Origin of the sequence: Citrobacter europaeus (assembly GCF_037482245.1) — a bacterium.
GTDB classification, from domain to species: Bacteria; Pseudomonadota; Gammaproteobacteria; order Enterobacterales; family Enterobacteriaceae; genus Citrobacter; species Citrobacter europaeus.
The window spans coordinates 2,650,675-2,664,150 of sequence record NZ_CP148084.1 but is presented as its reverse complement, the minus strand read 5'-3'; the positions used below and the strand labels follow the sequence as shown (position 1 = coordinate 2,664,150).

At 52.0% G+C, this 13,476-nt stretch carries 14 protein-coding genes; 8 read left to right on the top strand and 6 right to left on the bottom strand.

What is annotated here, in order from left to right; genetic code table 11:
- Positions 1 to 122: 122 nt before the first annotated feature.
- Entirely contained in the window at positions 123 to 794 is a 672-nt protein-coding gene (locus WHR59_RS12535) for a DUF3313 domain-containing protein (protein ID WP_043016245.1), read from the top strand.
- Positions 795 to 834: 40 nt separating this feature from the next.
- Here WHR59_RS12535 and WHR59_RS12530 read toward each other — a convergent pair whose 3' ends face one another.
- Entirely contained in the window at positions 835 to 1,743 is a 909-nt protein-coding gene (locus tag WHR59_RS12530; RefSeq protein ID WP_338843091.1) for a DMT family transporter, read from the bottom strand.
- 183 nt (positions 1,744 to 1,926) lie between these two features.
- On the opposite strand from WHR59_RS12530, the gene WHR59_RS12525 reads away from it, so the two are divergent.
- A complete protein-coding gene (locus tag WHR59_RS12525; protein WP_338843090.1) occupies positions 1,927 to 2,796 on the top strand; it encodes an AraC family transcriptional regulator in 870 nt (289 codons plus the stop codon).
- On the opposite strand, the gene WHR59_RS12520 is transcribed toward WHR59_RS12525, so the two are convergent.
- Complete coding sequence (locus WHR59_RS12520; RefSeq protein ID WP_338843089.1) at positions 2,779 to 3,945, bottom strand: benzoate/H(+) symporter BenE family transporter; 1,167 nt, start codon at positions 3,943 to 3,945, stop codon at positions 2,779 to 2,781. The genes WHR59_RS12525 and WHR59_RS12520 overlap by 18 nt on opposite strands.
- Before the next feature lie 105 nt (positions 3,946 to 4,050).
- Here WHR59_RS12520 and WHR59_RS12515 point away from each other — a divergent pair, with 105 nt between their 5' ends.
- Positions 4,051 to 4,587 (top strand): helix-turn-helix domain-containing protein, encoded by a 537-nt coding sequence (locus WHR59_RS12515; RefSeq protein ID WP_043016249.1) that lies wholly within the window; start codon positions 4,051 to 4,053, stop codon positions 4,585 to 4,587.
- Between the two features lie 79 nt (positions 4,588 to 4,666).
- A complete protein-coding gene (locus WHR59_RS12510) occupies positions 4,667 to 6,628 on the top strand; it encodes a peptidase U32 family protein (protein WP_047411114.1) in 1,962 nt (653 codons plus the stop codon).
- Positions 6,629 to 6,631: 3 nt separating this feature from the next.
- Here WHR59_RS12510 and WHR59_RS12505 read toward each other — a convergent pair whose 3' ends face one another.
- The 4 genes from WHR59_RS12505 to WHR59_RS12490 form a co-directional block, all read right to left on the bottom strand.
- Positions 6,632 to 6,862, bottom strand: coding sequence for a DUF2554 family protein (locus tag WHR59_RS12505; RefSeq protein ID WP_043016251.1), 231 nt, complete (start codon positions 6,860 to 6,862; stop codon positions 6,632 to 6,634).
- Positions 6,863 to 7,051: 189 nt separating this feature from the next.
- Complete coding sequence (locus WHR59_RS12500; RefSeq protein WP_003020230.1) at positions 7,052 to 7,177, bottom strand: DUF2474 domain-containing protein; 126 nt, start codon at positions 7,175 to 7,177, stop codon at positions 7,052 to 7,054.
- Positions 7,177 to 8,187, bottom strand: coding sequence for a cytochrome d ubiquinol oxidase subunit II (gene cydB / locus WHR59_RS12495; RefSeq protein WP_043016252.1), 1,011 nt, complete (start codon positions 8,185 to 8,187; stop codon positions 7,177 to 7,179). The genes WHR59_RS12500 and cydB overlap by 1 nt, the downstream gene beginning before the upstream one ends.
- Positions 8,187 to 9,590: a cytochrome ubiquinol oxidase subunit I gene (locus tag WHR59_RS12490; RefSeq protein ID WP_043016253.1), complete on the bottom strand. Its 1,404-nt coding sequence runs from the start codon at positions 9,588 to 9,590 to the stop codon at positions 8,187 to 8,189. The genes cydB and WHR59_RS12490 overlap by 1 nt, the downstream gene beginning before the upstream one ends.
- A gap of 263 nt (positions 9,591 to 9,853) precedes the next feature.
- Between WHR59_RS12490 and WHR59_RS12485 the strand changes: the two genes are divergently transcribed.
- The 4 genes from WHR59_RS12485 to ydcS all read left to right on the top strand — a co-directional run bounded on the left by WHR59_RS12485 (position 9,854) and on the right by ydcS (position 13,470).
- Complete coding sequence (locus WHR59_RS12485) at positions 9,854 to 10,030, top strand: type II toxin-antitoxin system HicA family toxin (protein ID WP_043016254.1); 177 nt, start codon at positions 9,854 to 9,856, stop codon at positions 10,028 to 10,030.
- Between the two features lie 46 nt (positions 10,031 to 10,076).
- Entirely contained in the window at positions 10,077 to 10,493 is a 417-nt protein-coding gene (locus WHR59_RS12480) for a type II toxin-antitoxin system HicB family antitoxin (RefSeq protein WP_123915356.1), read from the top strand.
- Positions 10,494 to 10,585: 92 nt separating this feature from the next.
- Positions 10,586 to 11,995: a PLP-dependent aminotransferase family protein gene (locus WHR59_RS12475; RefSeq protein ID WP_200000658.1), complete on the top strand. Its 1,410-nt coding sequence runs from the start codon at positions 10,586 to 10,588 to the stop codon at positions 11,993 to 11,995.
- Between the two features lie 329 nt (positions 11,996 to 12,324).
- A complete protein-coding gene (gene ydcS, locus WHR59_RS12470; RefSeq protein WP_043016257.1) occupies positions 12,325 to 13,470 on the top strand; it encodes a putative ABC transporter substrate-binding protein YdcS in 1,146 nt (381 codons plus the stop codon).
- Positions 13,471 to 13,476: the final 6 nt, after the last annotated feature.

Sequence of the window (13,476 nt, the reverse complement as noted above, 5' to 3'; positions counted from 1 at the left end):
GCATTTTTTGTGCTGAGCGCAGAGATAAAATTGTGCGGTGCTTACCATTTTTAGTACATCTAAAATGAAACTGTTTTGCTATCCTTTTTAGGCATCATTGCGAAAACTAAAGGGATCGTTTCATGCGTACTCAAACTTTATTTAAAGTTGCAGTGCTTACTGGCTTGTTGGCATTATCCGGCTGTGCGTCAAAAGTAACCGAGCCGGAAAAATATTCTGGGTTTTTAAAAAATTACTCTGATCTGAAGGAAACAAAATCAGCATCGGGACAAACGGTACTCCGTTGGGTTGATCCGAGCTACAACGAATCCAAATATGACAACATTGTTTATAACCCGGTAACGTATTATCCGGTTCCTAAGCCTACTACGCAGGTAGGGCAGCAGGTTCTTGATCAACTGCTGACCTATACCAATACACAGTTGAAATCCGCTATCAGCAAGCGTAAACCGCTGGTGGCTACCCCTGGACCACGTAGCCTGATTTTCCGCGGAGCGATTACCGGTGTTGCGACCAGCAAAGAAGGGCTGCAGTTCTATGAAGTGGTTCCGGTTGCCCTGCTCGTTGCAGGAACGCAAATGGCGACGGGTCACCGTACCATGGATACCAACCTCTATTTCGAGGGTGAGTTGATTGATGCGGCGACCAATAAACCAGTGATTAAAGTTGTACGTAAGGGTGAAGGCAAGGACCTGAACAACGAAAGCACGCCGATGGCGTTCGAGACGTTGAAGAAAGTTGTTGATGACATGGCGACTGATGCCACCATGTTTGACGTGAATAAAAAACCATAATAATAATGAAGAACGCACCATCCCTGGATGGTGCGTTTTTTTATGCCGTCCGGCGTCGATATAATAGTTTACCCATCAGCGCTTCTGGTCGGGCAAACATCACCATATTCCCCAGTAATATCAATACGAGTCCGGCAATCGCATTAACCTGCCAGACGTATCCTTCATACAATGTTGATAGCGTCAGCGCGACCAACGGGAAAAGCAGCGTACTGTATGCCGCCTTACTGGGGCCAATGCGACCTACCAGTGTGAAATACGCGCCGAAGGCAATCACTGAGCCAAAAATAGCCAGATACAACAGCGCGCTAAGATAGCTAAATGTCCACTGCGGCGTGAAGTTGTCACCGCGCACCAGCGCAATGGCGGCGATCAGCAGCGTACCGTACAGCATGGCCCAACTGTTGGTTGTTAACACTTCCAGCCCTTTTTTCTGGTGACGCAGGCTGATCATATTACCTAATGAGAAGCCGAAGGTTCCCAAAGCGCTTAAACCGATGCCCAGCAGCAGTGAATGATTGAACCCGCTGTTGAGCAAATCCTGCCAGAATAGGGTAACAATGCCCGTCAGTCCCAGACCGGCTGCAATATAAAAGCGCAGCGGTGGTTTTTGCCCAAAAAAGATGAAGCTATTGATCGCATTGAACAGGACTGCCATTGAGAAAATCACCGACTCCAGGCCGGTATTAATCCACGCTGCAGCGGTATAAAAGCACCAGAAATTGAAGCAAAAAACGCATCCGCCCTGTAACAGGCAAAACAGATGATCGCGGCCAGACAGTTTGCGTAATTTACCGCTAACCAGCAGGATAACTATCATCACCGAACTGGCAACGGCAAAGCGCCAAAAAATAGAAACCGGCGCAGAAACCGGGCCTTGCTGCAAATAAATCGCAATCCATGTCGTTCCCCAAATGACCACCACCAGGCAGTACAACAGTGCGTTCATACAACTCTCTCTTTTTGTCGTCAGGCTCACACTGTGTCATGTCTGGTGGCAGGAGGCTTTCATCGGCTTGCGGCGGACTTGCAAAATCTTGCGCTTTTTTAGCGTAAAAGCGAAAAGGCAGCTGTTAACAATATGTGGCTGTTATAGACTGAAAGCCTGCTAACTTATTTTGAATGTGATGGTATGCCTCAGCCCTACGATGCCTTTGAAAACTTACGCAAACATAATGCCGTGCTGCATGAATCGGTTGCGTTACATTCAGGGATCCAACTGGCGGCCTGGTCAAATAAGCGTGATACCATCACTCAGTATTGCGATCACCATACGCTCAGTTTATACATCGCGGATGGCTACGAGAGTTACCACAAAACGGCGGGAGGCTGGAAGAATGGCGGGGGACCTGACCGTTTTTGCCTGATGCCGAAAGAAAGCGAGTCAAGTTGGGATATCCGCGACGATCTCTCCTTTGTTCACCTGTATTGTACCGACGCTCATCTGCGCGAGGTGGGTGAAAAAGTCTGGGACAAAAGCCCCTATAGCTTTACGCTGGACGAGCATACATTTGGCAGTGACCCGGGGATCACGGCGGTTTACCGTCAGTTTTTGCTTGGTAACGACTGGCAGCAACCGGCCAATCATCTCACGCTCAGCGCTGCCTCTTCGCTGCTGTTAACGCATCTGATCCAGCATTACAGTAACGTTCAATGGCGACTGCCTACCGTCACTGGAGGACTGGCGCCGGCCACCTTACGCAACGTGCTGGCCTATATTGACGCGCATCTGGCGCACCCAATAACCCTGAGCTTGCTCGCAAGCGAGGCGGCGCTTAGTGAATTCCACTTTGCCAGAATGTTTCGCCAGTCGATGAAAACGGCACCGCATCAGTACGTGATGCAACGCCGTATGGCGCTGGCGCAGCATCTGGTCTGTTACTCTTCACGCAGTTTGTCGGACATTGCGATGGCCTGCGGATTCAGTTCTGCGAGCCATTTTAGTAATCGGTTTAAACAGGTAACGGGTAAAACGCCAACGCAGTTACGTGCGGCGAAATAACGTCAACACTGCGTAGCAGATACCGCCGACCACTAATCCCCAGAATGCAGAGCCAACACCAAGTAACGTCAGGCCGCTGGCCGTGACCAGAAACGTAACGATAGCTGCATCGCGCTCTGCTTCATTATGCAATGCCTGATATAAACTACCGCTAATCGTCCCGAGCAAAGCAAGACCGGCCAGCATCTGGATCCAGCTTACGGGTAGGGCCGCCATCAGTCCTGTGACCGAACCGCCAAACACCCCAGCCAGAAGATAGAAAACACCCGCGGCTGCGGCGGCGAGCCAGCGCCGTTTAGCATCAGGATGCGCTTCGGGGCTTTGGCAAATTGCGGCGGTGATAGCGGCAATGCAAATGGAATAGACGCCAAACGGTGAAAACAACAGGGCCAGCAGGCCGGTAAAGACAATGAGTGGTGAAACGGGTAACGAATAACCCGACGCATTCATAGTGGCAATACCTGGAGCATTTTGCGAAGCCATAGTGACCAGAAACAGCGGTAGTGCAATGCTGATACTGTGGGCCAAAGAAAAGTGGGGGGCAATAAACGCTGGCATCACCGGCGACAGATCCACTCCGCTAGTGACAACGTCACCTTTCATCAGTGCGATAGCAATACCCGCCAGCATCGCGGCGATCGTTGCATACCGTGGGGCTGTGACTTTAAATACCAGCCATGCCACCAGCATACTACCGCACAAAATAAGCTCACTGTTGAGGCTATTAAACGCCTGCAGACCAAAACGCAGCAGGATCCCAGCCAGCATGGCTGATGCCAGTGAATGGGGGATTATTTTCATCAGACGGGCAAACAGCCCGGTTACGCCGCACAACACAATCAACGCATTAGCTACGATAAAAACGCCGATGGCATCCTGAATTGTGACGCCTTGCAGGCCCGTCACCAGCAGCGCAGCGCCGGGCGTTGACCAGGCTGTGAGCACAGGGGCGCGATACCATAATGTCAGCGCCAGCGTACTGACACCCATTGCTATTCCCAGCGCGGTCATCCAGCCCGCGATTTGTTCAGTCGTCGCACCTGCGGCCAGAGCCGCTTGCCAGATAATGGCAGCCGAGCTGGCGTAGCCGACCAGGACAGCCACGAAGCCCGATAGTACGGTGGGCAGAGGGATGGAAAATGCACGCATAGTGACTCCGTGTGCGTTATAACGGTCAATCACTGTAGCACTGTGCGTTATAGCGTACAAGTGTTAAGCTGTAGCCCTGAGAAGGGAGAGTTAGGAAGGAGAAAAATGGATAACTTAACCCACTATCTGGCCACAACGCTCAAGACGCTACGTCACCAGCGGGAATGGAGTCTGTCGCGTCTGGCGGAGGAAACCGGCGTGTCAAAAGCCATGCTGGGGCAAATTGAGCGCAACGAATCCAGCCCAACGGTGGCGACATTGTGGAAAATTGCCACCGGGCTGAACGTCCCGTTTTCGACCTTCATTTCACCACCGGAGTCAGACAGTGCGCCAATATTTGATCCCCAGCAGCAGGCGATGGTCGTCACACCACTTTTTCCGTGGGATCCGCAGTTGTGCTTCGATCATTTTTCGATACTGCTGGCACCCGGCGCGCTCAGTGAATCGACTCCGCATGAAACCGGCGTGATAGAACACGTGGTGGTGATAAATGGGCTGCTGGATATGTGTATTGAGGGACAATGGCGCACCATTAAACCCGGCGAGGGGGTGCGTTTTGCCGGAGACAGGGCGCATAGCTACCGTAACGGTCACGAACAAACAGCGCACTTTCATTCGCTGATCCATTACCCGCGTAGTTAATCGGGAAAACTATTCCGAAAAGCCGCGCTTGTGACTACAATAGCCGCCATTTTTATCGCTTGTGGATGATAACAACTGTATGCGCCAGCAGCCTCATCACCTTGAATTGTTAAGCCCGGCCCGGGATACCGCCATTGCGCGTGAAGCCATATTACACGGCGCAGACGCTGTGTACATTGGCGGACCAGGTTTTGGCGCGCGTCATAATGCCAGTAACAGCCTGAAAGATATCGCCGAACTGGTGCCTTTCGCTCATCGTTACGGGGCGAAAATCTTTGTGACGCTAAATACGATCTTGCATGATGATGAGCTGGAGCCCGCGCAGCGGTTAATTACCGATCTGTATCAGACCGGCGTTGATGCTCTGATTGTGCAGGACATGGGAATTCTGGAGCTGGATATTCCGCCCATTGAGCTGCATGCCAGCACTCAATGTGATATTCGCAGCGTCGAGAAGGCGAAGTTTCTTGCTGATGTCGGATTCACCCAGATTGTCCTGGCGCGCGAACTGAGCCTTGAGCAGATCAAGGCCATCCATCAGGCTACGGAGGCGACTATTGAATTTTTCATTCACGGGGCGCTGTGCGTCGCTTATTCAGGCCAGTGTTATATTTCACATGCGCAAACCGGACGCAGCGCTAACCGCGGCGACTGCTCTCAGGCTTGTCGCTTGCCGTATACCCTGAAAGACGATCAGGGGCGCGTGGTGTCCTATGAAAAACACCTGCTGTCGATGAAAGATAACGATCAGACCGCCAACCTCGGCGCATTGATTGATGCTGGTGTGCGTTCCTTCAAAATTGAAGGGCGCTACAAAGACATGAGCTATGTGAAGAATATTACCGCGCATTATCGTCAGATGCTGGACGCAATCATTGAAGAGCGCGGCGATCTGGCCCGTTCTTCAGCCGGGCGTACCGAACATTTCTTTACGCCATCCACGGAAAAAACCTTCCATCGCGGCAGTACCGATTACTTTGTGAATACTCGTAAAGGTGATATCGGCGCATTCGACTCACCAAAGTTTATCGGTTTGCCGGTCGGCGAAGTCCTGAAGGTGGCAAAAGATCATCTCGATGTTGAGGTGACAGAACCGCTGGCTAACGGGGATGGCCTGAACGTGTTAATCAAACGCGAAGTGGTCGGATTTCGCGCCAACACCGTAGAAAAAACGGGGCACAATCGTTATCGGGTATGGCCGAATGAAATGCCCGCCGATCTGCACAAAGTACGTGCCAATCACCCGCTGAACCGCAACCTCGATCATAACTGGCAGCAGGCATTGACCAAAACCTCCAGCGAGCGGCGCGTCGCGGTCGATATTGAGTTGGGTGGCTGGCAGGAGCAGTTGATCCTGACGCTTACCAGTGAGGAGGGGGTGAGTATCACCCATACGCTGGATGGCCAGTTCGAGGAAGCGAACAATGCGGAAAAAGCGTTGAGCAACCTGCAGGATGGTCTGGCAAAGCTTGGACAAACGCTTTATTACGCCCGCAGCATTCAGGTGAATCTGCCGGGAGCGCTGTTTGTGCCGAACGGTCAACTGAATCAGTTGCGACGTGAAGCGGTCGACATGCTGGATGCTGCACGTTTGCAAAACTATCAGCGTGGCCGCCGTAAACCGGTTGTACAGCCGCCGCCGGTTTATCCGCAAACGCATCTGAGCTTCCTGGCTAACGTCTATAACCATAAAGCGCGTGAGTTTTATCACCGTTATGGCGTTCAGCTGATTGATGCCGCTTATGAAGCACATGAAGAAAAGGGCGATGTGCCGGTGATGATCACTAAACATTGCCTGCGTTTTGCGTTTAACCTGTGTCCGAAACAGGCGAAAGGGAATATCAAAAGCTGGAAAGCCACGCCGATGCAACTGGTTAACGGCGATGAGGTCCTGACGCTGAAATTTGATTGCCGACCATGCGAAATGCACGTGATCGGCAAGATGAAACATCACATTCTGAAGATGCCGTTGCCGGGCAGCGTGGTGGCTTCCGTCAGCCCCGAAGAACTGCTGAAAACGTTGCCAAAGCGTAAAAACTAAAGGTCAGCTCAGATGAGTATCGGGCTTGCGTGATTTTTGCCAGTAATGGTGTTCGCGAAGATCGGCGGCGGATTCTTCCGCCGTCACTCGCAGTTCATCGCTGTCGGCGGTATGTCGTAGTAAATGATCGGCATCCTGCACCTGAAGATACTCATGTCCCTGATTAGTAGCGAAAAGCTGACCGGAAAAAAGCGCGCTGGCCAGCAATAACACCGTTAACCCTTTCTTAAACATCATGCACCCTCTGGTACGTTAGCTGCGGAATTGGCGATAATTTCGCCTGGTGACTATTCAATATTTTAATCGGCATAATGACAATCTCTGTTTTGTCATTTCGATGTTTTTTACATTTTTGTTTAGCCAACGTTGGGATTTGTCACAACCGGGTAGCGCGACGCTGCCCGGTTGTTATCAGGGAGAGATTCAGGACTTAAATCCGGCGGCCGTCATCAGGAGACGAAAGAACATACCAACGGCGGCGAGAGCCAGCACGCTGCCGCCCCAGAGGATCACCAGCCACATCAGGCGTTTCCAGATTGTTTGTTGCATCAATGATACCCCTCACCATGTTGAACTTTGCCGCGAAAAACGTAGTAACTCCAGAAGGTGTACACCAGGATTATCGGGATAATCAGCAGTGCGCCAACCAACATAAAGCCCTGACTTTGCGCCGGAGCCGCCGCCTGCCAGAGCGTAATGGACGGCGGAATGATATGTGGCCAGATACTGATCCCCAGCCCGCTGAACCCAAGAAAAATCAACCCCAGCGTCAATGCAAAAGGCAGCGTATGGCAGTGATGCTGCCCCAGTGAACGCCACAGCCAGATGCTGATAAGCGCAACCAGCAGCGGAACCGGCATCAGGAACCACAGGTTGGGCAGGCTAAACCAACGCTCGGCAATCGCACTGTGCGCCAGCGGCGTCCACAGGCTGATAATGGCAATGACAACCAGCATCGCCAGCAGCAGTTTTTTTGCCACACGGCGCATTTTTTCCTGCAACGGATTTTCGCTTTTCATCACCAGCCACGTCGCTCCCAGCAGAGCGTAGGCTACAACCAGGCCAACGCCGCAGAACAGCGTAAACGGGGTCAGCCAGTCGAAAGGACCGCCGCTGTAGCTGCGTCCGGTGACGGAAAATCCGTTGAGGACGGCACCCACCACGACACCCTGGGTGAATGTGGCGAGGATTGAACCGCCGAGAAAAGCTTTATCCCAGAATGGTCGATGCGCCGGCGTGGCTTTAAAACGAAACTCGAAGGCGACGCCGCGAAAAATCAGGCCGATTAGCATCAGTGTCAGCGGGATCGTCAGCGCATCGACAATCACCGCATAGGCCAGGGGGAAAGCGCCGAATAATCCGGCTCCGCCCAGCACCAGCCAGGTTTCATTGCCGTCCCATACCGGGGCGACGCTGTTGACCATCACATCGCGGTCATCAGAGTCCTGAATCGCCGGGAATAAGATACCGATCCCAAGATCAAAACCGTCCATCACGATATACATCAACGTGGCGAACACGATAATTACAAACCAGATAACTGATAAATCGATACCCATTAGCGGTGTGCCTCCGGTTGAGAGTCGAGGACGGCAGCAGAAAGCGGCCGGGCAGGCGTGCCGGTGGGCGGAACGGTCGGGTCATCTTCCTGCGGCCCTTTGCGGATCAGGCGGATCATGTAGCTGTAACCCACGCCAAACACCGAGCTGTACACCACAAAGAAGGACAGCAGGCTGATGCTCATATGTAAATCGCCATGGGCGGAAACCGCATCCTCCGTACGTTGCAACCCGTAAACCACCCACGGCTGACGGCCAACTTCAGTAGTCACCCAGCCAGCAAGGATGGCAATCAGACCGGAGGGACCCATCCACAAGGCAAAGCGCAGGAAAGGGCGCGAGGTGTATAAACGTTGCTTATAGCGCAGCCACAGAGCAAATGCGCCCAACAGGATCATCAGCATGCCCAGTCCGGCCATTATGCGAAACGACCAGAACACCATGGTAGAGTTGGGCCTGTCTTCTTTAGGAAACTCTTTAAGGGCCGGAACCTGCTTATCCAGACTATGGGTCAGAATCAGACTGCCCAGCGCGGGGATTTCCAGCCCATAGCGGGTGCGCTCCTGCTCCATATCCGGCCATCCGAACAGCAGCAGCGGAGTCGGTTCACCAGGGCGATTTTCCCAGTGTCCTTCAATCGCGGCAATTTTTGCAGGCTGATGCTTCAGGGTATTCAAACCGTGCATATCGCCAATCAAAGCCTGCAGTGGGGCGACGATTAACGTCATCCATAGCGCCATTGAGAACATGGCGCGAATAGCCGGAGAGTTATTCCCGCGCAATAAATGCCATGCGCCCGACGCTGCGACAAACAGCGCGCTGCTCAGGAAAGCGGCAACGGACATATGCAGCAAACGATAAGGGAATGAAGGATTGAAAATAACGGCGAACCAGTCGACGGGAACGACCTGGCCGTTAACTATTTCGTAACCCTGCGGCGTTTGCATCCAACTGTTGGAGGCGAGGATCCAGAAGGTAGAAATAATAGTACCCAGCGCAACCATACAGGTCGCGAAGAAGTGAAGCCCCGGGCCAACCCGGTTCCAGCCAAACAGCATTACCCCGAGGAAACCTGCTTCAAGGAAGAAGGCGGTGAGCACTTCATAGGTCAGAAGCGGCCCGGTGATGCTACCGGCGAACTCGGAAAAACCGCTCCAGTTGGTGCCGAACTGATAGGCCATCACCAGCCCGGAAACTACGCCCATCCCAAAGTTTACGGCGAATATTTTCGACCAGAAATGGTATAGCGAGCGCCAGACGGGATTTTTCGTTTTTAGCCATAACCCTTCGAGCACCGCCAGATAACTGGCGAGGCCAATGGTAATGGCCGGAAAGATGATGTGAAAGGATACCGTAAACGCGAACTGGATCCTTGCCAGGTGAAACGCGTCAAGACCGAACATGCTTAACTCCGCAGGCAAAATTGATTTAGCGCAATTCTAAGGCTGCGAAGCACTGGAAGGCAGAAACAGAACAGTTCTTTTTAACCATAACAGTTGTCGCGCTGTTATAGATTGGCCCGGCTGATATGAAATCTGGAAGCTGGGTTCCCGTTATTGAATAGCGTCCTCCCCACGCTAGTAATTTTGCGATGTTACTAGCAAGGTAATTAAAGAGTAATCATAAATGTTTACTTTGTGTGTATAATAGACGACAGGGAGGCGCAGTGAAGCAAAGTGAGTTCAGACGCTGGCTTGAATCTCAGGGAGTTGAAGTTACAAACGGCTCAAATCATCTGAAGTTGAGGTATCAGGGAAGGCGTAGCGTTATGCCCAGGCATCCTGGTGATGAGATAAAAGAGGCTCTGCGAAAAGCGATCCAAAAGCAGCCAGGCTTACAGTAATCATCATCAATATAAGGCTGATTATATGAGAAATTTTGAGAAAATCATGCGTTATCCCGTTAATCTAGTACCCGCCGTGGAAGGTGGGTTTGTGGTGTCTTTTCCGGATATTCCTGAAGCATTAACTCAGGGAGAAACCCGTCATGATGCTTTGCAGGCTGCGCAAGCCGCATTGGTCACCGCTTTTGAATTCTATTTCGACGATAACGAACCGATTCCTTTGCCTTCGGCGGTTGTCGCTGGCGCTGACTATGTGGAAATACCACTGAGCGTTGCGTCTAAAGTTCTGTTGTTAAATGCCTTCCTTGAATCGAATATTACCCAGCAGGAACTGGCAAACAGGATCGGCAGGCCTAAGCAGGAAATCACTCGCTTATTCGATTTAAAGCACGCGACAAAAATTGATGCTGTGCAGATAGCTGCCCGCGCCTTAGGCAAAGAACTGTCATTAGCGATGTTGTAAAACTGTTAACTATAACAGTTATATAAAATACCTTGATTATGTAAACTGATATATACAGTGGTTGTCACCGACACCGGTAATCAGGACAAAAAATGAAAAAATACCAGCGACTGGCTGAGCAAATTCGCGATCAAATTGCGTCTGGCGTATGGCAGCCCGGCGATCGCTTGCCATCATTGCGTGAACAGGTGGTCAGCAGCGGCATGAGTTTTATGACCGTCGGACACGCCTACCAGTTGCTGGAGAGTCAGGGGCGAATTATCGCCCGACCACAGTCGGGTTACTACGTTGCTGCGCGCCCTGAACGTGAACTGGCCACGCCGCAGGCGCAGGTCATGCGCGATGAAGCGGTGGATATCAACACCTATATTTTTGATATGTTGCAGGCCAGCCGGGATGCGTCAGTGATGCCATTTGCCTCTGCATTCCCCGATCCGCGTCTGTTTCCCCTCCAGCAGTTGAACCGCTCGCTGGCGCAGGTGAGTAAAACCGCCACCGCCATGAGCGTGATCGAAAACCTGCCGCCGGGAAATGCTGAACTGCGCCATGCCATTGCCCGTCGCTATGCTCAACAGGGGATGACCATTTCACCTGATGAAATAGTCATCACTACCGGTGCGCTGGAAGCCCTCAACCTGAGCCTGCAGGCAGTTACTGAACCGGGGGACTGGGTGATTGTCGAAAACCCCTGTTTTTACGGGGCGTTGCAGGCCCTTGAACGATTACGCCTGAAGGCGCTTTCGATCGCCACCGACGTAAAAGAGGGGATCGATCTTACCGCGCTGGAGCAGGCGTTGCAGGAGTATCCGGTCAAAGCCTGCTGGCTGATGACCAATAGCCAAAATCCGCTTGGTTTTACGCTCAGCCCAGAGAAGAAGGCGCATCTGGTCGCATTGCTGGAGAAATACCATGTAATGCTGATAGAGGATGATGTCTACAGCGAGCTGTATTTTGGCCGTGAAAAACCACTGCCCGCCAAAGCCTGGGATCGCGCCGACAGCGTTTTGCATTGTTCGTCTTTCTCGAAGTGCCTGGTGCCCGGATTTCGCGTTGGCTGGGTAGCGGCCGGGAAGCATGCCCGGCGTATTCAGCGACTCCAGCTAATGAGCACCTTATCCACCAGTTCCCCCATGCAGCTTGCACTGGTGGATTACCTGTCTACCCGACGCTATGACGCACATCTGCGTCGCTTACGCCGACAGCTGGCGGAGCGCAAACAGCAAGCCTGGCAAACGCTGCTGCGTCATCTTCCGGCGGAAGTCAAAATTCACCACAACGACAGCGGCTATTTCCTGTGGCTGGAACTGCCAGAGCCGCTTGATGCAGGCGTGCTCAGCACCCAGGCGCTGGCGCACCATATCAGTATTGCGCCGGGAAAAATGTTCTCGACCTCGGGGAGCTGGACACGTTTCTTCCGTTTTAATACCGCATGGCACTGGGGGGAACGTGAGGAACAGGCTGTAAAACAGTTGGGAAAATTAATTCGCGAGATGATGAAATAAAACATAACGCGCTATTTAATATAAAAGAATGGCGCGTTCATATTTCAGAAATATAGGATACCTCGCCCTGATGTTATTTATATCGGGCGCTACCATACAAAAAATCAATAGTTATTACTATTGCCACCATTGCATCTAACTCCTTGTCTATACTCCAGAAGATAAAAATCCCCGGTCAGCGTCAGTAGCGTAATGAGCGTTAGCTCACAACCTGATTAAATTTCCTTGCACCAACAGGAACGCTTACCACACCCCGACTATTTTTAGGAAAGGACATATATTTACGGCAAGGCTGCCGCTCAATATTTTTTAGACAGGAGTAAGACGTTATGAGCAAGCAGTTTGCCCTCAGTAGCCTGTGCGCACTCAGTATGACGCTGATGACTGCACAGGCAGCCGAACCCCCGACATCATTAGATAAACCGGAAGGCCGTCTGGATATTATTGCCTGGCCGGGCTACATCGAACGTGGACAGACCGATAAACAATATGATTGGGTCTCGCAGTTTGAGAAAGATACTGGCTGCGCGGTCAATGTCAAAACGGCGGCCACATCTGATGAGATGGTCAGCCTGATGGCAAAAGGCGGCTACGACCTGGTTACCGCTTCCGGTGACGCCTCATTGCGTCTGATTATGGGTAAACGCGTTCAGCCGATTAATACCGCGCTGATCCCAAACTGGAAAAGCATCGATCCACGCGTGGTAAAAGGCGAGTGGTTCAACGTTGGCGGAAAAGTTTACGGCACGCCGTACCAGTGGGGACCAAACCTGCTGATGTATAACACAAAAATCTTCCCAACGCCGCCAGATAGCTGGAGCGTGGTTTTTGTTGAACAAAAACTTGCGGACGGGAAAAGCAATAAAGGGCGCGTTCAGGCCTACGATGGGCCGATCTATATTGCCGATGCCGCGTTATTCGTTAAAGCAACTCAGCCGCAGCTGGGCATTACCGATCCCTATCAGCTCACCGAACAGCAGTATCAGGCGGTTATCAAAGTTCTGAGCGATCAGCACGCGCTAATCCATCGCTATTGGCATGATACCACCGTGCAAATGAGCGACTTTAAAAACGAAGGTGTGGTGGCGTCAAGCGCATGGCCTTATCAGGCTAACGCTCTGAAAGGGGAAGGCCAGCCTATTGCCACGGTTTTCCCAAAAGAAGGGGTTACCGGATGGGCTGATACCACCATGCTGCACAGCGAAGCGAAACACCCGGTATGTGCTTACAAATGGATGAACTGGTCATTAACCCCGAAAGTTCAAGGCGACGTTGCGGCCTGGTTTGGTTCTCTGCCAGTAGTGCCTGAAGGCTGTAAAGCCAGCCCGCTGCTGGGTGAAAAGGGCTGTGAAACCAACGGCTATAGTTACTTTGACAAAATTGCCTTCTGGAAAACGCCGATCGCAGAAGGTGGCAAATTCGTTCCTTACAGTCGCTGGACGCAGGATTACATCGCCATTATGGGCGGTCGTTAATTCCGC

Excerpts from the sequence above, each read along its gene's own strand:
- WHR59_RS12515 (WP_043016249.1), top strand. The coding sequence starts at position 4,051 with ATGGATAACTTAACCCACTATCTGGCCACAACGCTCAAGACGCTACGT.
- WHR59_RS12530 (WP_338843091.1), bottom strand. The coding sequence starts at position 1,743 with ATGAACGCACTGTTGTACTGCCTGGTGGTGGTCATTTGGGGAACGACA.
- WHR59_RS12535 (WP_043016245.1), top strand. The coding sequence starts at position 123 with ATGCGTACTCAAACTTTATTTAAAGTTGCAGTGCTTACTGGCTTGTTG.
- cydB (WP_043016252.1), bottom strand. The coding sequence starts at position 8,187 with ATGGGTATCGATTTATCAGTTATCTGGTTTGTAATTATCGTGTTCGCC.
- WHR59_RS12490 (WP_043016253.1), bottom strand. The coding sequence starts at position 9,590 with ATGTTCGGTCTTGACGCGTTTCACCTGGCAAGGATCCAGTTCGCGTTT.
- WHR59_RS12500 (WP_003020230.1), bottom strand. The coding sequence starts at position 7,177 with ATGCAACAAACAATCTGGAAACGCCTGATGTGGCTGGTGATCCTCTGG.
- WHR59_RS12475 (WP_200000658.1), top strand. The coding sequence starts at position 10,586 with ATGAAAAAATACCAGCGACTGGCTGAGCAAATTCGCGATCAAATTGCG.
- ydcS (WP_043016257.1), top strand. The coding sequence starts at position 12,325 with ATGAGCAAGCAGTTTGCCCTCAGTAGCCTGTGCGCACTCAGTATGACG.
- WHR59_RS12480 (WP_123915356.1), top strand. The coding sequence starts at position 10,077 with ATGCGTTATCCCGTTAATCTAGTACCCGCCGTGGAAGGTGGGTTTGTG.
- WHR59_RS12505 (WP_043016251.1), bottom strand. The coding sequence starts at position 6,862 with ATGTTTAAGAAAGGGTTAACGGTGTTATTGCTGGCCAGCGCGCTTTTT.
- WHR59_RS12525 (WP_338843090.1), top strand. The coding sequence starts at position 1,927 with ATGCCTCAGCCCTACGATGCCTTTGAAAACTTACGCAAACATAATGCC.
- WHR59_RS12510 (WP_047411114.1), top strand. The coding sequence starts at position 4,667 with ATGCGCCAGCAGCCTCATCACCTTGAATTGTTAAGCCCGGCCCGGGAT.
- WHR59_RS12520 (WP_338843089.1), bottom strand. The coding sequence starts at position 3,945 with ATGCGTGCATTTTCCATCCCTCTGCCCACCGTACTATCGGGCTTCGTG.